This is a genomic window from Azonexus sp. MM2026_4 (genome assembly GCF_055901855.1).
The window spans coordinates 2,186,669-2,205,051 of record NZ_CM148380.1 but is presented as its reverse complement, the minus strand read 5'-3'; the positions used below and the strand labels follow the sequence as shown (position 1 = coordinate 2,205,051).

At 64.9% G+C, this 18,383-nt stretch carries 24 protein-coding genes; 14 read left to right on the top strand and 10 right to left on the bottom strand.

From position 1 onward, the window contains the following. The first annotated feature begins 85 nt into the window (after positions 1–85). From AC0KWY_RS10415 to ribD, 5 genes are read left to right on the top strand one after another with little or no spacing between them, the layout of a single operon-like run. Positions 86–1,258, top strand: a complete 1,173-nt coding sequence (locus AC0KWY_RS10415) for a TRAP transporter substrate-binding protein (RefSeq protein WP_474029579.1) — start codon at positions 86–88, stop codon at positions 1,256–1,258. A gap of 1 nt (position 1,259) precedes the next feature. Beyond that, positions 1,260–1,919 carry a histidine phosphatase family protein gene (locus AC0KWY_RS10410; protein WP_474029578.1) on the top strand — a complete coding sequence of 220 codons (660 nt, stop codon included), beginning with the start codon at positions 1,260–1,262 and terminating at the stop codon, positions 1,917–1,919. Positions 1,920–1,956: 37 nt separating this feature from the next. Continuing rightward, complete coding sequence (gene glyA, locus AC0KWY_RS10405; protein WP_474029577.1) at positions 1,957–3,207, top strand: serine hydroxymethyltransferase; 1,251 nt, start codon at positions 1,957–1,959, stop codon at positions 3,205–3,207. Positions 3,208–3,213: 6 nt separating this feature from the next. Continuing rightward, on the top strand, positions 3,214–3,678 hold the full coding sequence (nrdR, locus tag AC0KWY_RS10400) for a transcriptional regulator NrdR (RefSeq protein ID WP_474029576.1): 465 nt from the start codon (positions 3,214–3,216) through the stop codon (positions 3,676–3,678). Beyond that, positions 3,675–4,772, top strand: coding sequence for a bifunctional diaminohydroxyphosphoribosylaminopyrimidine deaminase/5-amino-6-(5-phosphoribosylamino)uracil reductase RibD (gene ribD, locus AC0KWY_RS10395; protein WP_474029575.1), 1,098 nt, complete (start codon positions 3,675–3,677; stop codon positions 4,770–4,772). The genes nrdR and ribD overlap by 4 nt, the downstream gene beginning before the upstream one ends. On the opposite strand, the gene AC0KWY_RS10390 is transcribed toward ribD, so the two are convergent. The 4 genes from AC0KWY_RS10390 to AC0KWY_RS10375 are packed head-to-tail and all read right to left on the bottom strand — an operon-like array spanning position 4,769 to position 8,629. After that, the gene (locus AC0KWY_RS10390) at positions 4,769–5,524 is read right to left on the bottom strand and encodes a HesA/MoeB/ThiF family protein (protein ID WP_474029574.1); all 756 of its coding nucleotides are present in this window, start codon (positions 5,522–5,524) and stop codon (positions 4,769–4,771) included. The two genes, ribD and AC0KWY_RS10390, sit on opposite strands and share 4 nt — an antisense overlap. Next, entirely contained in the window at positions 5,521–5,922 is a 402-nt protein-coding gene (locus tag AC0KWY_RS10385; RefSeq protein WP_474029573.1) for a hypothetical protein, read from the bottom strand. Before AC0KWY_RS10385 ends, AC0KWY_RS10390 begins: the two co-directional genes overlap by 4 nt. Positions 5,923–5,945: 23 nt before the next feature. Continuing rightward, a complete protein-coding gene (locus tag AC0KWY_RS10380) occupies positions 5,946–7,328 on the bottom strand; it encodes a S41 family peptidase (protein WP_474029572.1) in 1,383 nt (460 codons plus the stop codon). Next, positions 7,325–8,629: a murein hydrolase activator EnvC family protein gene (locus AC0KWY_RS10375; protein ID WP_474029571.1), complete on the bottom strand. Its 1,305-nt coding sequence runs from the start codon at positions 8,627–8,629 to the stop codon at positions 7,325–7,327. Before AC0KWY_RS10375 ends, AC0KWY_RS10380 begins: the two co-directional genes overlap by 4 nt. Positions 8,630–8,708: 79 nt before the next feature. Between AC0KWY_RS10375 and AC0KWY_RS10370 the strand changes: the two genes are divergently transcribed. The 6 genes from AC0KWY_RS10370 to AC0KWY_RS10345 are packed head-to-tail and all read left to right on the top strand — an operon-like array spanning position 8,709 to position 11,633. Continuing rightward, positions 8,709–9,026, top strand: coding sequence for an ArsR/SmtB family transcription factor (locus AC0KWY_RS10370; RefSeq protein WP_474029570.1), 318 nt, complete (start codon positions 8,709–8,711; stop codon positions 9,024–9,026). A 3-nt stretch (positions 9,027–9,029) separates the two neighbouring features. After that, positions 9,030–9,455: a rhodanese-like domain-containing protein gene (locus tag AC0KWY_RS10365; RefSeq protein ID WP_474029569.1), complete on the top strand. Its 426-nt coding sequence runs from the start codon at positions 9,030–9,032 to the stop codon at positions 9,453–9,455. Further along, positions 9,452–9,718, top strand: coding sequence for a glutaredoxin 3 (gene grxC / locus AC0KWY_RS10360; RefSeq protein ID WP_474029568.1), 267 nt, complete (start codon positions 9,452–9,454; stop codon positions 9,716–9,718). Before AC0KWY_RS10365 ends, grxC begins: the two co-directional genes overlap by 4 nt. A 26-nt stretch (positions 9,719–9,744) precedes the next feature. Next, positions 9,745–10,200: a protein-export chaperone SecB gene (secB, locus tag AC0KWY_RS10355; RefSeq protein WP_474029567.1), complete on the top strand. Its 456-nt coding sequence runs from the start codon at positions 9,745–9,747 to the stop codon at positions 10,198–10,200. A gap of 9 nt (positions 10,201–10,209) precedes the next feature. Continuing rightward, positions 10,210–10,647 (top strand): SH3 domain-containing protein, encoded by a 438-nt coding sequence (locus AC0KWY_RS10350; RefSeq protein WP_474029566.1) that lies wholly within the window; start codon positions 10,210–10,212, stop codon positions 10,645–10,647. After that, entirely contained in the window at positions 10,644–11,633 is a 990-nt protein-coding gene (locus AC0KWY_RS10345; protein ID WP_474029565.1) for an NAD(P)H-dependent glycerol-3-phosphate dehydrogenase, read from the top strand. The genes AC0KWY_RS10350 and AC0KWY_RS10345 overlap by 4 nt, the downstream gene beginning before the upstream one ends. A 9-nt stretch (positions 11,634–11,642) precedes the next feature. On the opposite strand, the gene trmL is transcribed toward AC0KWY_RS10345, so the two are convergent. Both trmL and AC0KWY_RS10335 read right to left on the bottom strand, forming a co-directional pair. Continuing rightward, positions 11,643–12,107: a tRNA (uridine(34)/cytosine(34)/5-carboxymethylaminomethyluridine(34)-2'-O)-methyltransferase TrmL gene (trmL, locus tag AC0KWY_RS10340; RefSeq protein ID WP_474029564.1), complete on the bottom strand. Its 465-nt coding sequence runs from the start codon at positions 12,105–12,107 to the stop codon at positions 11,643–11,645. A 43-nt stretch (positions 12,108–12,150) separates the two neighbouring features. Beyond that, a complete protein-coding gene (locus AC0KWY_RS10335) occupies positions 12,151–12,963 on the bottom strand; it encodes a ComF family protein (protein WP_474029563.1) in 813 nt (270 codons plus the stop codon). Between AC0KWY_RS10335 and bioB the strand changes: the two genes are divergently transcribed. Both bioB and AC0KWY_RS10325 read left to right on the top strand, forming a co-directional pair. Beyond that, positions 12,947–13,930 carry a biotin synthase BioB gene (gene bioB / locus AC0KWY_RS10330; RefSeq protein ID WP_474029562.1) on the top strand — a complete coding sequence of 328 codons (984 nt, stop codon included), beginning with the start codon at positions 12,947–12,949 and terminating at the stop codon, positions 13,928–13,930. The genes AC0KWY_RS10335 and bioB overlap by 17 nt on opposite strands. Further along, positions 13,927–14,814 (top strand): methyltransferase domain-containing protein, encoded by an 888-nt coding sequence (locus AC0KWY_RS10325; protein ID WP_474029561.1) that lies wholly within the window; start codon positions 13,927–13,929, stop codon positions 14,812–14,814. The genes bioB and AC0KWY_RS10325 overlap by 4 nt, the downstream gene beginning before the upstream one ends. A gap of 4 nt (positions 14,815–14,818) precedes the next feature. Here AC0KWY_RS10325 and AC0KWY_RS10320 read toward each other — a convergent pair whose 3' ends face one another. The 4 genes from AC0KWY_RS10320 to AC0KWY_RS10305 form a co-directional block, all read right to left on the bottom strand. Continuing rightward, positions 14,819–15,481: a protein-methionine-sulfoxide reductase heme-binding subunit MsrQ gene (locus AC0KWY_RS10320; protein ID WP_474029560.1), complete on the bottom strand. Its 663-nt coding sequence runs from the start codon at positions 15,479–15,481 to the stop codon at positions 14,819–14,821. Between the two features lie 18 nt (positions 15,482–15,499). After that, a complete protein-coding gene (locus tag AC0KWY_RS10315) occupies positions 15,500–16,348 on the bottom strand; it encodes an HDOD domain-containing protein (RefSeq protein ID WP_474029559.1) in 849 nt (282 codons plus the stop codon). A 3-nt stretch (positions 16,349–16,351) separates the two neighbouring features. Next, a complete protein-coding gene (locus tag AC0KWY_RS10310; protein WP_474029558.1) occupies positions 16,352–16,783 on the bottom strand; it encodes a CBS domain-containing protein in 432 nt (143 codons plus the stop codon). Between the two features lie 133 nt (positions 16,784–16,916). Further along, positions 16,917–17,552, bottom strand: coding sequence for a c-type cytochrome (locus AC0KWY_RS10305; protein ID WP_474029557.1), 636 nt, complete (start codon positions 17,550–17,552; stop codon positions 16,917–16,919). 108 nt (positions 17,553–17,660) lie between these two features. Here AC0KWY_RS10305 and yihA point away from each other — a divergent pair, with 108 nt between their 5' ends. After that, entirely contained in the window at positions 17,661–18,359 is a 699-nt protein-coding gene (gene yihA, locus AC0KWY_RS10300) for a ribosome biogenesis GTP-binding protein YihA/YsxC (RefSeq protein ID WP_474029556.1), read from the top strand. Positions 18,360–18,383 lie beyond the last annotated feature (24 nt).

The window sequence follows — 18,383 nt, the reverse complement described above, 5'->3', positions numbered from 1 at the left end:
CTTTTGCTCGCCAAGTCGCCCGCTTTACGGAAGAATGCATGCCATTGGATACAGCATAATCCCGCCCGAGCGGGAGGAGACAGACATGCAACGTAGAGATTTTCTTGCCGTGGCGGCGGCCGGCGCTGCGGCTTCCCTCGCCGCCTGCAGCAAGGAAGAGGCGCCGCCGCCAGCCGAACCGGTCGCGGCCAAGCCGGCGACGCCGCCGAAAAGCGAGCCGCCGCCGAAGCCGGTCGAGGCGCCGGCGGTACAGAGCCCTTACCCGGCGGTGCGCTGGCGCCTGACCTCGAGTTTTCCACGCAGCCTGGACACCATCTTCGGCGGCGCCGAGGTTCTCGCCGACCGCTTGCGGGCGATGACCGGCGGCCGCTTCGACATCCGCGTCTTCCAGGGCGGCGAGATCGTTCCCGGTCTGCAGGCGCTCGAGGCGGTCGAGCAGGGGACGGTCGAGGTGGCACACACCTGTTCCTACTACTACGTCGGCAAGGACAAGAGCTTCGGTTTCGGCACTTCGATGCCCTTCGGCATGAACGCGCGGCAGATGAATGCCTGGGTCTATTACGGCGGCGGCCAGGAACTGCTCGACGATTTCTACGGCAATTTCAACGTTCTCTCCTTCGCCGGCGGCAACACCGGGACGCAGATGGGCGGCTGGTGGCGGAAGAAGGTCAGCGCCGTCGACGACCTCAAGGGCATCAAGATGCGCATCGCCGGCCTCGGCGGCGCGGTGTTTTCCGAACTCGGTGTCGTTCCGCAGCAGATCGCCGGCGGCGACATCTACCCGGCGCTGGAGCGCGGCACCATCGACGCCGCCGAATGGGTCGGTCCCTACGATGACGAGCGCCTCGGCTTCTACAAGGTGGCCAAGAACTACTACTACCCGGGTTGGTGGGAGCCGGGGCCGATGATCCATTTCTTCGTCAATCGCAACGAGTGGGAGAAGCTGCCGCGCGAATACCAGGAAGCGTTCCGGGCGGCGGCCTTCGAGGCCAACGTGACGATGATGGCGCGCTACGACCACCAGAACCCGATCGCGCTGAAGAAGCTGCTGCAGAGCGGCGTCAAGCTGCAGGAGTTCTCGCGGCCGATCCTCGAGGCGGCGTACAAGGCGGCGCAGCAGTTGTACGCCGACGAGGCGAAGAAGAACCCGGCATTCAAGAAGATTCTCAAGGCTTACGACAAGTACCGGCGTACCGAAAACGCCTGGTTCAGCGTTGCCGAGAACCGTATGGACGATTTCCTCCAGTCGCAGGCCTGACATGCGTTTTGACGAAGAGTTGCCGCGCCCGACGCGGCTTTGCGTGGTCCGCCACGGCGAGACCGAGTGGAATGCCGAACGGCGCATCCAGGGCCAGATCGACATCGGCCTCAATGCGACCGGCCACCGTCAGGCGCAGGCCGCCGGGCGCTGGCTGAAAACGGCCGGGGTCAGTGCGCTCTACGCCAGCGACCTGCGTCGGGCCTGGGATACGGCGCAGGCGATCGGCGCCGCGCTGCAGTTGCAGCCGGTGGCGGCGCCCGAGTTGCGCGAACGTCGTTACGGCGTCTTCGAAGGCCTGACCTATGCCGAGGCAGCGACGCGCTTTCCCGAGGGCTATGCCGCCTTCGAGGGGCGCAACGCCGATTACGCGTTCGAGAACGGCGAGAGCCTGAAAGTCATGTACGCCCGCGTCACCGGCAAGCTGCGCGAAATCGCCGCCTTGCATCCCGGCCAGGATGTCGTCGTCGTCGTCCATGGCGGCGTGCTCGACGTGATCAACCGCTTCGTGCGCGGCAATCCGCTGGAGATGGCGCGCGACTTCCTGATTCCGAACGCCGGCATCAACTGGATCGCCACGCTCGATGGCCGGTGGACGCTGGAAAGCTGGGGCGAAACCGGGCATCTGGCGGGCGACGCGTTGGACGAACTGCCTTCGTGATAAAATCGCGGCCTTTTCAACGGCTTGAGGCATCCCCATGTTTTCCGCGAAAGACACCCTGGCGAAAGTTGACCCTGAACTGTGGCAGGCCATCACGGCCGAGAACCAGCGTCAGGAAGATCACATCGAACTGATCGCATCCGAGAACTACGTCAGCAAGGCGGTCATGGAAGCCCAGGGCTCGCAGCTGACCAACAAGTACGCCGAAGGCTACCCGGGCAAGCGCTACTACGGTGGTTGCGAACACGTCGACGTTGCCGAGCAGATCGCCATTGCGCGCATCAAGGCGCTGTTCGGCGCCGATGCCGCCAACGTCCAGCCGAACTCCGGTTCGCAGGCCAACCAGGCCGTGCTGATGGCCTTCTGCAAGCCGGGCGACACGATCATGGGCATGAGCCTGTCTGAAGGCGGTCACCTGACCCACGGCATGCCGCTCAACATGTCCGGCAAGTGGTTCAATGTCGTCTCCTACGGCCTGAATGAAAAGGAAGAGATCGACTACGACAAGATGGAAGCGCTGGCCCGCGAACACAAGCCGCGCCTGATCGTCGCCGGTGCCTCGGCCTACGCGCTGCGCATCGACTTCGAACGCTTCGCCAAGATCGCCAAGGAAATCGGCGCCATCTTCTGGGTGGACATGGCCCACTACGCCGGCCTGATCGCTGCCGGTTTCTATCCGAACCCGGTCCCGTTTGCCGATGTCGTCACCACCACCACGCACAAGACGCTGCGCGGTCCGCGCGGCGGCGTCGTGCTGATGAAGGCCGAGCATGAGAAGGCGATCAATTCCGCCATCTTCCCCGGCCTGCAGGGCGGTCCGCTGATGCACGTGATCGCCGCCAAGGCCGTCGCCTTCAAGGAGGCGGCAACGCCCGAGTTCAAGAACTACCAGGAACAGGTAATCATGAACGCCCGTGTCATGGCCCGAGTGCTCGGCGAGCAGCGTGGCCTGCGCATCGTCTCCGGGCGCACCGAGAGCCACGTCTTCCTGGTCGACCTGCGAGCCAAGAACATCACCGGCAAGGAAGCCGAGGCGGCGCTGGGCAATGCCCACATCACCGTCAACAAGAACGGCATCCCGAACGATCCGCAGAAGCCGATGGTCACTTCCGGCATCCGTATCGGTTCGCCGGCGATGACGACGCGTGGTTTCACCGAGATCGAAGCCGAGCAGATCGCTCACCTGATCGCCGACGTGCTCGACGCGCCGAACGACGAAGCGGTGGCCGCTACCGTCCGCGAGAAGGTCTCGGCCTTGTGCAAGCGCTTCCCGGTCTACGGCGCCTAAGCAAGCATGAAGTGCCCTTTCTGCGGCAATGACGAAACCGGGGTGGTCGACACCCGGGTTTCCGAAGAGGGCGATATCGTCCGTCGCCGCAGGAAGTGCGCGGCCTGCGACAAGCGTTTCACCACCTACGAACGGGCCGAGATCCAGTTGCCGCAGGTGGTCAAGAAGAACGGCCTGCGCGCCGACTTCAACCGCGCCAAGCTGCGCGCCAGCCTCGAGCTGGCGCTGCGTAAGCGGCCGGTATCGATCGAATCGGTCGATGCGGCGATCGCCGACATCGAGGAAAAGCTGCTCACCGCCGGCGAGCGCGAAGTCAGCACGCAGCAACTGGGCGAACTGGTGATGCGCGAGCTGAAGAAGCTCGACAAGGTTGCCTACATCCGTTTCGCCTCCGTCTATCGCAATTTCGAGGACGTCAACGCCTTCTCCAAGGCGATCAAGGAAGTCTCGCCGTCGCCGCGCAAGAAATGAGCTTTTCCGCCGCCGACCGCAGCATGATGGCGCGGGCGCTGCAACTGGCCGAACAGGGCCTGTGGACGACCTCGCCCAATCCGCGCGTTGGCTGCGTGCTGGTCCGTAACGGCGAGATCGTCGGCGAAGGCTGGCACGAGAAAGCCGGCGAGCCGCATGCCGAAGTCCATGCCCTGCGTGCAGCGGGAGAACGGGCGCGCGGTGCCACCGCCTACGTCACGCTCGAACCCTGCAGCCATCACGGGCGCACGCCGCCCTGCGCGGAAGCGCTGATCGCTGCCGGCGTCGCGCGCGTCGTCGCGGCCATGGAAGACCCCAATCCGCTGGTTGCCGGTCGTGGCCTCGCCTTGTTGCGTGCGGCCGGTATCGACACGGCAAGCGGTCTGCTTGAGAACGAGGCGCGCGAACTGAACCTCGGCTTCGTCTCGCGCATGACCCGCGGCCGCCCCTGGCTGCGCTTGAAGGCGGCGGCCAGCCTGGACGGCAAGACGGCCTTGAACAACGGCAGCAGCCAGTGGATCACCGGTCCCGAGGCGCGTCGCGATGGCCACCGCTGGCGGGCCCGCGCCTGCGCCATCCTGACCGGTATCGGCACGGTGCGCGACGACGATCCGAGTCTGACCGTGCGCGACGTCGCCACCCCGCGCCAGCCCTTGCGGGTGATCGTCGACAGCCGCCTGGAGACGCCGCCGACGGCGAAGATCCTGGCCGGGGGCGGGGTGCTGATCGCCGCCGCGGTCGAGGCGCCGGAACGCGCCGCCGCCTTGCGCGCCGCCGGGGCCGAGATCGTGACCCTGGCCAACCCGGCCGGCAAGGTCGACCTCGCTGCGCTGCTGCAGGAACTGGGGCGGCGCGGCATCAACGAGCTACACGCCGAGGCCGGCCACAAGTTGAACGGCTCGCTATTGCGCGAAGGCCTGGTCGATGAATTCCTGATTTACCTGGCGCCCTGCCTGATCGGCGACGACGCGGCCGGGCTGTTCAGCCTGCCGGCGCTGACCAGTCTGGCCGACAAGCGTTCGCTGAAGATTCTCGATCTGCGCCAGGTCGGGCCGGATATCCGCCTGCTTGCCCGGCCGCTAGCTGGTCGTTAAGCGCTTCGGGCTCCGCACACGGCGCAATCGGGGTCGCGGCGGAATTTCACCGTCCGCCATTCCATGTTCAGGGCATCGAGCAACAGCAAGCGGCCGTTCAGCGATTCGCCGATGCCGGCGATCAGCTTCAGCGCCTCGGCTGCCTGCACGGTGCCGACGATGCCGGTCAGCGGCGCGAACACTCCCATCACCGCGCAGCGTACTTCTTCGACGTCGTCGGCTTCCGGGAACAGGCAGTGGTAGCACGGCGCGTCGTCGCGGGCGAGATCGTAGACGCTGACCTGGCCGTCGAAGCGGATGGCAGCGCCGGAGACCAGCGGCTTGCGGTGATGGACGCAGGCGCGGTTGATGGCGTGGCGGGTGGCGAAGTTGTCGGTACAGTCGAGGACGATGTCGGCGCTGCCGACCAGGGCGTCGAGCTCGGCGCCGGCCAGCCGGCTTTGCAGCGGGACCACTTCGACCGCGGGATTCAACGCCGCCAGCGCCTGGCGGCCGGATTCGGCCTTGGCCATGCCGACCCGTGCCTCGGTATGGAGAATCTGTCGCTGCAGGTTGGTCAGGTCGACGACGTCGTCGTCCACCAGGGTGATCCGGCCAATGCCTGCCGAGGCGAGGTAGAGCGCCGCCGGCGAGCCGAGTCCGCCGGCGCCGACGATCAGCGCGTGGCTGTCGAGGATGCGCTGCTGGCCTTCGATGCCGAGTGCGTCAAGGAGGATGTGCCGGCTGTAGCGGAGCAGTTGCTCGTCGGTCACTTGTACTCGCGCCACTCCGGCGGGGTGTCGTCGTGGTCGCCGTGCGGGCGGGTTTCCCAGGCCTTGACGTAGGCTTCCTCGGGCGACGGCTTGAGACGTTTCTCCGGGGAGGCCATGTTGTGCAACTGGGTTTCCTCGACGTAATGAATCAGCGCCCGCGTCAATTTGCTCATCAGCGTGCTGTCGAGGTGGTAGCCGTGGTTGACCAGGCGGTCCTCGAGTTCGGCCAGGGTGTGCTGCTGCAGGTCGTAGGCGACGCCGAGCGCCCGTTTTTCGTAGCGCGGCTCGACATCGACTTCTTCAACCCTCTTGAGGTCGTCAGCGGCTTCCGGGACCTGTCCTGGCGGAAACTTGGCGAACAGGATTTCCCGTTTCTTCCTGCGGTCCGTGCTGCTCATCATCCCTCCCGCGCGGTGACGTGTTACGGCTTGCCCTGCATGAACTGTACGCCCTTCAGGATGTTCAGCGCCTGCTGGAACTGGTAGTCGCTCTTGCTGGCATATTCCAGGCGGGCCGGCATCGCCTCGTCGTCACGTTCTTCCTTGGCGGCTGGCTTGCTGGCCTGGGGCTTCGGTTCTTCCTTCCTGGCGGCTTCCTGCTTGTCCTCGAGATGGCGTTCGAGATCGGCTTCGCGCAGGCGGGCCGGGCCGTTGCCGTTTGGGGTTTCCTCGACGACGATGTCGGGCGTGATGCCCTTGGCCTGGATCGAACGGCCGCTGGGCGTGAAGTAGCGGGCGGTGGTCAGCTTGATCGCCGTGTTGCCGGGCAGCGGCAGTACCGATTGCACCGAGCCCTTGCCGAAGGACTGGGTGCCGACGATGGCGGCGCGCTTGTGGTCCTGCAGCGCGCCGGCGACGATTTCCGATGCCGACGCCGAGCCGCCATTGACCAGCACCACCATCGGTACTTTCTTGACCGCCACCGGCAGGCCGCGTAGCGGGTCTTCGCCGGTGCCGCGCAGGTAGTCGCGCGGTCGGGCGAGGAATTCCTGCTTGGCGTCCTCGGTGCGGCCGTCGGTCGACACGACCTTGACTTCCGGCGGCAGGAAAGCGGCGGAGACGCCAATGGCGCCGTTGAGCAGGCCGCCGGGGTCGTTGCGCAGGTCGAGAACGAGACCCTTGAGTTCGCCGTCCTTGTACAGCTTGCTCAGGTGTCTGGCGAGATCGGCGACCGTGGTTTCCTGGAACTGGGTGATGCGGACCCAGGCGTAGCCGGGTTCGACGACCTTCGACTTGACGCTCTGCACCTTGATCACTTCGCGGACCAGGGTGAGTTCCAGCGGCTTGGCCTCACCCTTGCGCAGGATGCCAAGGCGGATCGAAGTTTTCGGCTTGCCGCGCATCTTCTTGACCGCGTCGGACAGGCTGAGGCCCTTGACCGGGGTGTCGTCGAGCTTGAAGATCAGGTCGCCGGCCTTGACCCCGGCGCGGTAGGCCGGGGTGTCCTCGATCGGCGAGACGACCTTGACCAGACCGTCCTCCATGCCGACTTCGATGCCGAGGCCGCCGAATTCGCCCTGCGTGCCAACCTGCAGGTCCTTGAAGGAATCAGCGTCGAGATAGGCGGAGTGCGGGTCGAGGTTGCCGAGCATGCCGGAGATGGCGTTGGCGATCATCTTCTTGTCTTCGACCGGCTCGACATAGCCCTGCTTGATTGCGCTATAGACTTCGGCAAAAGTGCGCAGGTCCTCGATCGGCAGTCCGATCTTGGTGTCCTTCTCGGCGAAGGCGGGTAACTGCAGGGTGATCAGTGCGCCGGCAACGAAGCCGCCGACGGTAAGGCTCAAGGTCTTGATTTTGCTCATTTCAGGCTGGCCCAGGACAAGGGGTCGATCGGATTACCTTTATGACGGATTTCGAAGTATAAACCGGATTCCTGATTGCCCCCGGTGTTGCCTACGGTGGCGATGGTTTCGCCGCCGTCGACGGCCTGGCCGACCTGTTTGAGCAAAGAGTCGTTATTGCCGTAGATCGTCAGGTAGGCGTCGCCGTGGTCGACGATCAGCAGGTTGCCGAAACCGCGCATCCATTCGGAAAAAACCACCCGGCCGGAGGCGATCGCCTTGACCGGGCTACCGTTGTCGCTGCGGATGAAGAGGCCGCGCCACTGTCCGCCGCCTTCGCGCGGTTTGCCGAAGCGGCCGATCACGGCGCCGCGCACGGGCAGGCGTAGCGTGCCGCGCAGTTTGGCGAAGCGGCCGTCGTTGGGTGCCGGATCGTAGCGGTTCTCCTTGCTCGGGGCTTCGCGCGGCGGCGCCGGTTCGCGGCTGCTGCCCGAGCTCGCCGGCGGCGGCGGTGGCGGTTTGCGGCGTGCTTCTTCCGCGGCCTTGGCCGCCTGCTGGGCAATAATCCGCGACAGTCGGTCGATCAGCTGGGTCATGCGTTTTTCGTCGCGCTGCAGCGAGCCGATCTCCCGCCGCTGCGCCCGGATCTTGCTCGACAGTTCGGCGTGCAGCGCCTGGCGTTCGCGGCGCTGCTGCTCAAGCTCGGCATGGTGCTGGCGCTGCTCGTTCTCGACTTCGGCGAGTTCGGCGGTACGCTCCCGGGCATCTTCGGCGAGTGCCTTCTTCTGCCGGATGGTGGCCTGGATTTCGCCCATCAGTTCTGCCTTGGCGCCGGCGATGGCGGACAGGTAATAAAGGTCGCGCGCCAACTGGCTCGGATTGTCGCCGTTGAGCAGCAACTGCAGCGAATCGGGCGAACCCTTCAGGTACTGGCGGTAGAGCAGGTTTTCCAGTTGCTGCTGCTGCAGGGTCAGCGTTCCGCCCAGTTCGCGCGACTGGGTCTCCAGGTTTTCCAGGCGCTGTTGCAGGTGTTCTCGTTGCCCGCCCAGTTCGTGCAGCTTGCGCTGCAGGCGGGAAATCTGCCGTTCCGACTCGCGCAGCCGGTCGGCGGCGTCGGCGCGCGAGTCTTCGCTGCTCGACAGGTCCTTGCGCAAGTCCTCGATGCGGTTGCGCAGCTCTTCGAGATCCGCGCGTTTGGCCGCCACCTCCGGTGCGCTGGCCTTTTTCTGGGCGGTTGCGGGATTGATGAGGGCGAACGCCAGCAGGAGCGCGAGCGAGCAGGCGGGAAGAACGGAGCGCAAGCCGGCGCGGGCGGAAAGCATGAGGAAATCGTGATTGGGTTCTAGGTTTGGCAAGGCTTATTCTATAATCAACCGTTCAACCAAACTGAGGTTTTCTATCTTGGACGCTATTTCCTCCAGCCTGATCGACAAGCAGGAGCATATCGAGACGGCGGCGAGAGCCCTGAAGGCGATCGCGCATCCGTTGCGCCTGAAGATTCTTTGCGTCGTCGGCGATCAGGAAGCCTGCGTGCAGGAGATCGTCGAAGCCGTCGGCACCTCGCAGAGCAATATCTCCCAGCATCTCGCCATCCTGCGCGAGAAGGGGGTCCTGCTGACGCGCAAGGATGCCAACCGGGTTTTCTACCGCGTCGGCGATCAGCGTACCCTGCAGCTGGTTGGCATGATGCGCGAAGTTTTTTGTGGTGTGGAGAATTAAGCAATGCCGATGGATTTCATCAACCAGAACATCCTGCTTATCGGGATTGTCGTTGTTTCCGGCCTCGGGCTGCTCTGGCCGCTGGTCTTCCGGCCGCTCGGAGCCGCCGTCAATCCGGGTGAGGCGACCCTGATGATCAACCGCCAGGATGCCAAGGTGATCGATGTGCGCCAGGCGAACGAGTTCGCCGCCGGGCATATTCCGGACGCCATCAACATTCCCGAAGCCCAGCTTGGCGAACGCCTGCACGAACTGGAAAAATTCAAGGAACTGCCGCTGATCCTGTGCTGCGCTTCCGGACTGCGTTCCGGTCGGGCTTGCAAGGCGTTGAAGGAGCAAGGCTTCGACAAGCTGTTCAACCTCGGCGGTGGCGTCGATGCCTGGGTGGCGGCAAGCTATCCGCTGCACAAGGGCGGGCGCAAGAAATGACGCAGGCGGTCCTGATGTACACCACGGCGATCTGCCCCTTCTGCATTCGCGCCAAGCAGTTGCTGACGGCGCGTGGCGTGGCGGCGATCGAGGAAGTCCGGGTCGATCTCGACCCCGATCGGCGCGATGAGATGATGCAGAAAACCGGCCGGCGTACCGTGCCGCAGATTTTCATCGGCACCACCCATGTCGGCGGCTGCGACGACCTCTATGCCCTCGACGCCGCTGGCGGTCTGCTGCCCCTGCTGGCGGCGGACGCCTGAACTGATCAACTCACAGAAAGAGAAACATGGAACAGAACGAACAGCCGGTTTTCGGCATCGAAAAGCTTTACGTCAGGGACCTCTCGCTTGAAGTGCCGAATGCGCCGGAAGTCTACCTCGAACAGGAAGCGCCGCAAGTCACCGTGCAGCTCAACTCCACCGGCCGTGGCGTTGGCGAAGGGGTCTTCGAAGTCGTGCTGACGGTGACGGTGACCGCCACCGTCGCCGAAAAGACCGTGTTTCTGGTCGAAGTGGCGCAAGCCGGCGTCTTCCGCATCATGAACGTTCCCGAAGAGCAGCTCGAGCCGCTGATCGCCATCGCCTGCCCGAACGTCCTCTTCCCCTACGCCCGCGAAACGGTTTCGGATGCGGTGACCCGCGCCGGCTTCCAGGCCATCCTGCTGCAGCCGGTCAATTTCGAGGCAATGTACGTGCAGCGCCTGCAGGAAATGCAGGCAGCGGCCGAAACCCAGCCCCAGTAAGCGCCGCTCATGCGCCGCCTGCTGACAGCCCTCTGTTGCCTCGCCACGGCCTTGCCGGCCCTGGCGCTGGATTTCCGTTCGGTCGTCGTGCCGGCGGCGGTGCTCTACGATGCGCCTTCGCACAAGGCCAAGAAGCTCTACCTGATCCGCGCGCAGACGCCGGTCGAGGTCGTGGTCCGCCTCGAGGGCTGGGCCAAGGTGCGCGACGCCGAGGGCGGATTGGTCTGGATCGAGGCCAGCCAGCTGGCCGAGCGGCGGACCGTCATCGTCACCGCAGCCGGTGCCGAGCTGCGGCAGTCGGCGGCGGAAAACGCGCCGGTCAACGCCAGTTTCGCCAAGTGGGTGGTGCTCGACTACGTCGGCACCCCGGCGCCCGGCTGGGTCGCGGTCAAGCATCGCGACGGGCTGAGCGGCGTGCTCCGAACGACGCAGGTCTGGGGGCTATGAAGATTACCCTGCTCGGTGGCGGCGCCTGGGGAACCGCGCTGGCCATCGCTTTCGCCGAAGCGCACGCGGTGACTTTGTGGACGCGCGAAAGCGACGTCGCCGCCGATCTCCTCTCGACCCGCGAAAACCGCCGCTTCCTGCCGGGTTATCGACTGCCGGCGCAGGTCGCGGTGGCGACCGATTTTGCCACTGCCGTTGCCGATGCCGAACTGCTGATCGTCGCGACGCCGATTGCCGGCTTGCGGCCGACGGCGGAGAAACTCCGCGAACTGGCCTGTACGGTGCCGCTGCTCTGGGTGTGCAAGGGATTCGAGGCCGGCAGCGGCAAGTTACCGCATCAGGTGGTGGCGGATGTCCTGGGCTCCACGGCGCTTTGTGGCGCCTTGTCCGGCCCGAGTTTTGCCGAGGAGGTCGCCGCCGGGCAGCCGACGGCGATAGCGCTGGCTTCCCGCGCTGCCGGTTTTGCCCGCGACACCGCGCGCCAGTTGCATGGCGGCAGCCTGCGTATCTACGCCAACGACGATCTGGTCGGCGTCGAGGTCGGCGGCGCGGTCAAGAACGTACTGGCGATCGCCACTGGGGTCTGCGACGGCCTTGGTCTCGGTCTCAATTCGCGGGCGGCGCTGATGACCCGCGGTCTCGCCGAAATCGCCCGCCTCGGCGTCGCCCTGGGCGCTCAGCGCGACACCTTCATGGGCCTGGCCGGCATGGGCGACCTGATCCTGACCTGCACCGGCGACCTTTCGCGCAACCGCCGGGTTGGCCTTGGGCTGGCGCAGGGCAAGTCGCTGGCGCAGGTGCTCGACGAGCTCGGTCATGTCGCCGAAGGGGTTTATACCGCCCGCGAGACGGCGCGCCTGGCGGCGGAGCTCGGCGTAGACATGCCGATCAGCACGGCGGTTGCCGCCGTCCTTGATGGCCGCTTGACGGCGCGAGCCGCGGTCGAGCAACTGATGGCGCGCGATCCCAAGGAAGAAATCGCCTGATCTGCCGCTTTACACGGCGTCGTTGAAACCGCATTGCCGCCACGCCTCGAAGACGGTGACGGCGGCGGCGTTCGACAGGTTGAGGCTGCGCTGTCCGGCGCGCATCGGCAGACGCAGGCGCCGGTCTTCCGGAAAACTGTCGCGGATTGCCGGCGGCAGGCCGGCGGTTTCGCTGCCGAAGACGAATACGTCGTCCGCTTCCATGGTCACCGAGTACAGGTTGCGGCTGCCGCGGGTGGTCATCGCGAACATCCGGCGCGGCGCCAGCGCGGCGAGACAGCTCGGCCAGTCCGGGTGACGGACGAGTCTGGCGTATTCGTGGTAATCGAGGCCGGCCCGGCGCAGGTGCTTGTCGCTGAGATCGAAGCCGAGCGGCTCGACAAGATGCAGTTCGGCGCCGGTGTTGGCGCACATGCGGATGATGTTGCCGGTATTGGGCGGAATTTCCGGATGGACGAGGACGACGGCGAACACGGGACGGTCGGTGGGCGGCAAAGGCGCCGATTAAATCACGAATTCAGGTGTTGAGGGTGCGGGCGACGACCGCGACTTGGACCTCAAGCGCGCCGCGATCGATCAAGCTGCGGGCGGCTTCGTCGGCGGTGGCGCCGCTGGTCAGTACGTCGTCGACCAGCAGCAGGCGCTGGCCGGCGCAATCCGCACTGCAGGCGAAGGCGCCGCGCACGTTGCGCTGCCGTGCCGGGCGGTCGAGTCCGGCTTGCGAGGCGGTGGCGCGCTGGCGCTGCAGCAGGTCGCGGGCAAGCGGCAGTTGCAGATGCCTGGCGAGGGCGCGCCCGATTTCCGCTGACTGATTGAAGCCGCGTTCGCGCAGACGTTGCGGGTGCAACGGCAGAGGGACGACGGCGGTGAAGTTGCAACCGGCGAGTATCCCGGCAAGGCGGGCGCCGAACCAGTCGGCCAGGGCCAGTTGATGGCCGTATTTCAGCGCATGGATCAGGCGATCGACCGGAAAGTCGTAGCGATACAAGGCGCTGACGCCGGAAAAGGCGGGTGGCTTTTGCAGGCAACTGCCGCAATGTTCGCCATAAGTCGTTGTTTCGCCGCAGCGCGGGCAGCAGTGCACGGGTAGCGGCGGGAAATCGCCGACGCAGGCGGGGCAGAGCAGGTCATCGCCGCTGTCGGCGGCGCACAGCAGGCAACTGCCGGGCGGCGCGAGGCGGGCCCGGACTAAGGCGGCGAAACGGCGGTGGATGGCCTGGGGTAAAATGCCGGGAACGCTTGACCGTTTCGGTAATCCATAATTACCATTGGCGTTTGCCCTTGATTTTTCGACGATTTTCTTAAGGTATTCCATGTCAGCCAGTGCCACCGCCGTGACTCCTTCCTGTTCCCAGACCGCAGCGCTTCCCCGCTGGACCCTCGAGCAAGTGCTGGCGCTCTACGAGTTGCCGCTGATGGATTTGTTGTTCCGGGCGCAGACGGTGCACCGCGAAAATTTCGATGCCAATGCCATTCAACGCTCGACCCTGCTCTCCGTCAAGACCGGCGGTTGCTCCGAGGATTGCAGCTATTGTTCGCAATCGGCGCGCTACGACACCGACCTCGAGCGCGAGCGCCTGATGCCGCTCGGCGAGGTGGTCGCCGCTGCCCAGGCAGCCAAGGACAAGGGCGCCTCGCGCTTCTGCATGGGCGCCGCCTGGCGCGGCCCGAAGGACAACGACCTCGACCAGGTGCTGGCGATGGTGCGCGAGGTCAAGGCGCTCGGCATGCAGACCTGCGTCACGCTGGGCATGCTCAAGGAAGGTCAGGCCGGCAAGTTGAAGGAGGCCGGGCTCGACTACTACAACCACAACCTCGACACCGACAAGGATTTCTACGGCCAGGTGATCCGCACGCACACCCATGACGATCGGCTCGATACGCTCGATCAGGTGCGCGAAGCCGGCATCAACGTCTGCTCCGGCGGCATCATCGGCATGGGCGAATCGCGCAAGAACCGCGCCGCGCTGCTGGTCCAGTTGGCCAACCTGCCGACGCCGCCGGAATCGGTGCCGATCAACAACCTGGTGCCGATTCCCGGCACCCCGCTGGCCGAGCAGCCGCGTCTCGATCCCTTCGAGTTCGTGCGCACCGTCGCCGCCGCCCGCATCACCATGCCCGCTTCCTGGGTTCGCCTGTCGGCCGGCCGTCAGGAAATGAGCGACGAGCTGCAGGCGCTCTGTTTCATGGCCGGCGCCAACTCGATGTTCTACGGCGACGCGCTGCTGACCACCGGCAATCCCGATGTCGACCGCGACGATGCCCTGTTCGCCCGCCTCGGCCTGCGTGCGGTGTGAGTCAGGCTGACGCCGTCAGTTTCGTCGACCGCCATGCCGTCGCGCGCCGCTTTGCGCGCGCGGCAGCGGATTATGCGCAGCACGATTTCCTGGCCAGGGAGATCGATCGCCGCATGCTTGAGCGCCTCGATTATGTCCGTCTGCAGCCGCGGCGCATCCTTGATTTGGGATGCAGTCGGGGCGGTAGTTTTCCGGGCTTGCTCGAGCGTTATCCGCAGGCTCGCCTGCTCGGCGTCGATATCGCGCGCCCGATGCTGGCGGCGGCACGGCCGGCAAAACCCGGCTGGCGGCGCTGGCTGGGGCTCGATGGCGCCGCGCCCGACCGTCTGCAGGCGGCGGCGGAATCCCTGCCGCTGGCCGGGGCCTCGGTCTCCCTGGTGTGGTCGAATCTGCTGCTGCACTGGCTCGACCATCCGCTGCCGGCGCTGGCCGAAGCCCATCGCGTGCTCGAGGTCGGCGGGCTGCTGATGTTCTCGACGCTGGGGCCGGATACGCTGCAGGAGTTGCGCGCCGCCTTCGCCGATGGCTATGCCCACACGCAGCGCTTCACCGACATGCACGATCTCGGCGACATGCTGGTCGAAAGCGGCTACGCCGATCCGGTGATGGACATGGAAGTGCTGACCTTGACCTACGACGACATCGACAGTCTGTTCGCGGAACTGCGTGGTGCCGGTTCGGCCTGTGCGATGCACGCCAGGCGCCACGGCCTGACCGGCAAGGGGCGCCTGCAGGCGGTGCGCGAGGCTTATGAGCGGCTACGTAGTGCAGGTCGCCTGCCGGCAAGTTTCGAGGTGATTTACGGTCACGCCTGGAAGGCGGCGCCGAAGAAAACCGCCGATGGCCGCGCGATCATCCGTTTCGAGCGGGGCGGTCGTCCCTGAAGCGCTAATCCGGGCGTTTGCGGTAGAACTTCACCGCCTGCACCCGCTGGTCGGGCGCCGGTGTCGCCTTGCGTCGCCGTTCCTGGATCCGCCACCACAGCAGCAGGCCGAGGAAAACGGCGTAGCTCAGCGCCGCCGGGAGCTCTTCCGTCTTGCTCTGCCATAGCAGGTGCACGCAAGCCAGGATGGCGATCAGGTAGATGTTGCGGTGCAGTTCCTGCCATTTGCGCCCGCCGAGACGGCGAATCGCCATCGCGTTCGAGGTGGCGGCGAGCGGGATCATCAGAGCCAGGGCGGCCACGCCGACGGCGATGAAGGGGCGCTTGAGCACGTCGCGGGCGATCGCGGTGACGTCGAAACCGTGGTTGTAGCCAATGAAGCTGAACAGGTGCAGCAGACCGTAGGCAAAGGCGAACAGGCCGAGCATCCGGCGCAGGCGCAGCAGCCAGTGCTGCCCGGTGAGCGCGCGCGCCGGCGAGATGCAGAGCGTGAGCAGCAGGAAATTCAGCGTCCAGGTGCCGGTGAAGGCTTGCAGCGCTTCCGCAGGCTCCGGGCCCAGCGCGTTGTTTTGCAGTTGCCAGCCAAGCCAGGCCAGCGGTAAAAGCCCGCCGATGAAAACGAGCGTCTTGACGGCGTTGACGGGAATGTGGGTGGGCTTTTCGGTCATTTGCGGAGGTGTTCTGGCCTAGCGGCGAATGCCGAGCGCCGAGCGCAGCTCTTGGATATCGTCCTCAGCCTCCTGGACGAGGTCCTGGTAGCGGGCGCGGTCGGCGTCGCGCAGTTCCCGCGCGTCGGCTTCGTCGCTTTCTCCCATCCATTCCCGGTCGCCGCCGGCCAGCAGGTTGGCAAAGTAGAGGACGTCGCGCACGCTGCACGGGGTTTCGACGTTACACAGACAGTCGTGGTCGCTGATTGCTTCAATGATCCGCTCCGGGATTCCCAAGGCGTGCAGCAGGCTTTCGCCGATTCCTTCGTGCCAGCCGCAGAGCAGTTCCATCATGGCCTCCTGATTGCTCCGGTACTCCGGATATTCGGCCGCCCGGTACAGCAGGTAAAAAACGCCGATGTCGTGGACCAGGCCGGCCATCATGGCATCTTCCGGATTGATGCGGCCGATCCGTCTGGCCAGCACCCGGGCAATTGCCGCGACGTTGAGCGAATGGGTCCAGGCGCGATGCGCAATTGGCTCGTAAGCGGCAAGGTTGCGCGACTTGAGCATCTGGTCCATGGCCACTGCCAGCGAGATCGTGCGCACCGAGTCGAAACCGATACGGCCGATGGCTGTGCCCAGGTCGCTGATGGTTTTGGCGGCCGGATTGTAGGCAACGGAGTTGGCCAGGCGCAGCAGCTTGCTGGAGATCAGGGGCTCGATGCTGACCACCTGGACCACCCGGTCGATGTTGGCGAAAGGATCCTTCAGCGTGTTGCGCACGAGCAGCGCGGCGTCCATGCAGGTCGGAAAATTGATATCGCCGGAAAGCTCGTGGGCAATGTCCTCGAGAATGCGGAAATGCAGGCTGTCGTGCGCGCTCATGACTCAGCTGGCGATGTAACGCTCTAGTTCCTCGATCAGGAATTGCTGGGAGCAGATGATTTCCTTGACCATGTCGCCGATCGAGAGAATGCCGAGAACCTGCTGTTGATCGTCGAGTACCGGCAGATGCCGGAAGCGTTTTTCGGTCATCAGCGTCATGCATTCTTCCAGGGTGCTGTCCAGACTGACGTAGGCGACGCGGGAACTCATCATTTCGCGAACCGGGGTTTCCTTGGGGGAGAGGTTGTTCCGGATCTGTTTCCTGGCGTAGTCGCGTTCGGAAAAAATGCCGACCAGGCGGCCGTCTTCAAGGACCAGCAAGGCTCCGACATTGTGCTCGGCCATGATGCAGAGGGCGTGGAAAACGCTGTCGTCGGGAGCGACAGCTGCAAGAACCTGGGATTTGCCAGCCAGCAATTGCTTGAGCGTCTTCATGGTCAGTCTCCGCGTTGTTGTTTGTGGTGCGGACAGTCTAATCCCGGCGGCAATGCGCGACAAGAAAGCTTCCCGGATCGCGCAAAAACAAAGGGCAGCCCGCAGGCTGCCCTGAACCGATGCGGCGCAGTTATCAGCGCAGGCCGGCGGCGTAGTCGGCAACCGCCTTGATTTCGGCATCCGACAGCTTGGCGGCGATGGTGCGCATCATGCTTTCCGGATCGTTGGCGCGGGTGCCGGCGCGGAAGGCGACCAGTTGCGCTTCGGTGTATTCGGCGAACTGGCCGGCAAGGCGCGGATATTGCGCCGGCATGCCGGAGCCGGCCGGGCCGTGGCAACCGGCACAGGCAGGTACACCCTTGCGGAAATCGCCCTGGCGCCAGATCTTCTTGCCCAGCGCGAGGCTGGCTTCGTTCTTGGCCGATTCCGGCTTCAGCTTCTGGCTGGAGAACCAGGCAGCGACGTTTTTCATGTCTTCTTCGGTCAGTGCGGCAGCCATGCCGGCCATGATGGCGTTGTCGCGCAGTGCCGGCTTGCCGTCAGCTGTCTTGAAATTGGACAACTGCTTGTAGATGTACTGTTCGATCTGGCCGGCCAGGTGCGGATTGGCAGAAGTCATGCTGTTGCCGTCGGCACCATGGCAGGCGACACAAATGGTTTCGGCGACGATCTTGCCCTTGGCGGGATCGGCCTTGACTGTGGCTTGCTCGGAAGCGTGGGTGACAAAACTGGTGGCAAACAGGATTGCCATTGCCGCAGAACGGATCATTTTCGAACTCCTAGTGCGCATGAAGGGGCGCTTTGGCCGGAACGGAAGTTACAAACCTGTTATTCTATATTAGTTTCCCTTCTCCTAGGCGGGTCTTCCGCGTTTTTTATGCCTCTTTTCCAGAACGCAGTCTTCCATACGACCGTGGCCAATTTGCGTGACCTCCCGGCGGATGCAAGCTGCGAGGTGGCGTTTGCCGGGCGCTCCAATGCCGGCAAGTCGTCGGCGATCAACACCCTGGCGGGGCGGGTTCGTCTCGCCTTCGTCAGCAAGACGCCGGGGCGCACCCAGCATCTCAACTACTTCACGCTGGCGCCGGGAAAGTACTTTGTCAACCTGCCCGGCTACGGTTTTGCCAAGGCGCCGGAAGAGATTCGCGCGCAGTGGGAGGGGTTGATCGGTCCCTATCTCAGCCGTCGCGGGCCGCTGGCCGGGCTGGTGGTGATCATGGATTGCCGGCGGCCATTCACCGACCTGGATCGCAATCTGATCGAGTGGTTCAAGCCGACCGGCCGGCCGATTCATATCCTGCTCTCGAAAGCCGACAAGTTGTCGCGTCAGGAACAAACCAAGGTGCTGCGTGGGGTGAAGGCGGAAATTGCGGCCTGGGTGGGCGGAACCTACAGCGCCCAGCTATTTTCCAGTCTGAAGAAAACCGGGATCGAGGAAGCGGAAGGGGTGCTTTCCGGTTGGTTGGGCATCGATTCGCCGAAAAAGGCCGAGGCGGAAAACAAAGGGCCCCCGGACAAGGGGAATCCGGGGGCCAAAATGCCTCAACAGTGTCAAGGCACCCGCTCAGGGAGGTGAAGCGGGAGATGGCGTTAGCCATCG

Coding starts and splice junctions, on each gene's coding strand:
- AC0KWY_RS10320 (WP_474029560.1), bottom strand. CDS start 15,481: ATGACCGAAAAGCCCACCCACATTCCCGTCAACGCCGTCAAGACGCTC.
- glyA (WP_474029577.1), top strand. CDS start 1,957: ATGTTTTCCGCGAAAGACACCCTGGCGAAAGTTGACCCTGAACTGTGG.
- AC0KWY_RS10345 (WP_474029565.1), top strand. CDS start 10,644: ATGAAGATTACCCTGCTCGGTGGCGGCGCCTGGGGAACCGCGCTGGCC.
- AC0KWY_RS10385 (WP_474029573.1), bottom strand. CDS start 5,922: ATGAGCAGCACGGACCGCAGGAAGAAACGGGAAATCCTGTTCGCCAAG.
- AC0KWY_RS10410 (WP_474029578.1), top strand. CDS start 1,260: ATGCGTTTTGACGAAGAGTTGCCGCGCCCGACGCGGCTTTGCGTGGTC.
- AC0KWY_RS10350 (WP_474029566.1), top strand. CDS start 10,210: ATGCGCCGCCTGCTGACAGCCCTCTGTTGCCTCGCCACGGCCTTGCCG.
- grxC (WP_474029568.1), top strand. CDS start 9,452: ATGACGCAGGCGGTCCTGATGTACACCACGGCGATCTGCCCCTTCTGC.
- AC0KWY_RS10305 (WP_474029557.1), bottom strand. CDS start 17,552: ATGATCCGTTCTGCGGCAATGGCAATCCTGTTTGCCACCAGTTTTGTC.
- bioB (WP_474029562.1), top strand. CDS start 12,947: ATGTCAGCCAGTGCCACCGCCGTGACTCCTTCCTGTTCCCAGACCGCA.
- AC0KWY_RS10415 (WP_474029579.1), top strand. CDS start 86: ATGCAACGTAGAGATTTTCTTGCCGTGGCGGCGGCCGGCGCTGCGGCT.
- AC0KWY_RS10365 (WP_474029569.1), top strand. CDS start 9,030: ATGCCGATGGATTTCATCAACCAGAACATCCTGCTTATCGGGATTGTC.
- AC0KWY_RS10380 (WP_474029572.1), bottom strand. CDS start 7,328: ATGAGCAAAATCAAGACCTTGAGCCTTACCGTCGGCGGCTTCGTTGCC.
- secB (WP_474029567.1), top strand. CDS start 9,745: ATGGAACAGAACGAACAGCCGGTTTTCGGCATCGAAAAGCTTTACGTC.
- yihA (WP_474029556.1), top strand. CDS start 17,661: ATGCCTCTTTTCCAGAACGCAGTCTTCCATACGACCGTGGCCAATTTG.
- AC0KWY_RS10310 (WP_474029558.1), bottom strand. CDS start 16,783: ATGAAGACGCTCAAGCAATTGCTGGCTGGCAAATCCCAGGTTCTTGCA.
- AC0KWY_RS10375 (WP_474029571.1), bottom strand. CDS start 8,629: ATGCTTTCCGCCCGCGCCGGCTTGCGCTCCGTTCTTCCCGCCTGCTCG.
- ribD (WP_474029575.1), top strand. CDS start 3,675: ATGAGCTTTTCCGCCGCCGACCGCAGCATGATGGCGCGGGCGCTGCAA.
- AC0KWY_RS10315 (WP_474029559.1), bottom strand. CDS start 16,348: ATGAGCGCGCACGACAGCCTGCATTTCCGCATTCTCGAGGACATTGCC.
- nrdR (WP_474029576.1), top strand. CDS start 3,214: ATGAAGTGCCCTTTCTGCGGCAATGACGAAACCGGGGTGGTCGACACC.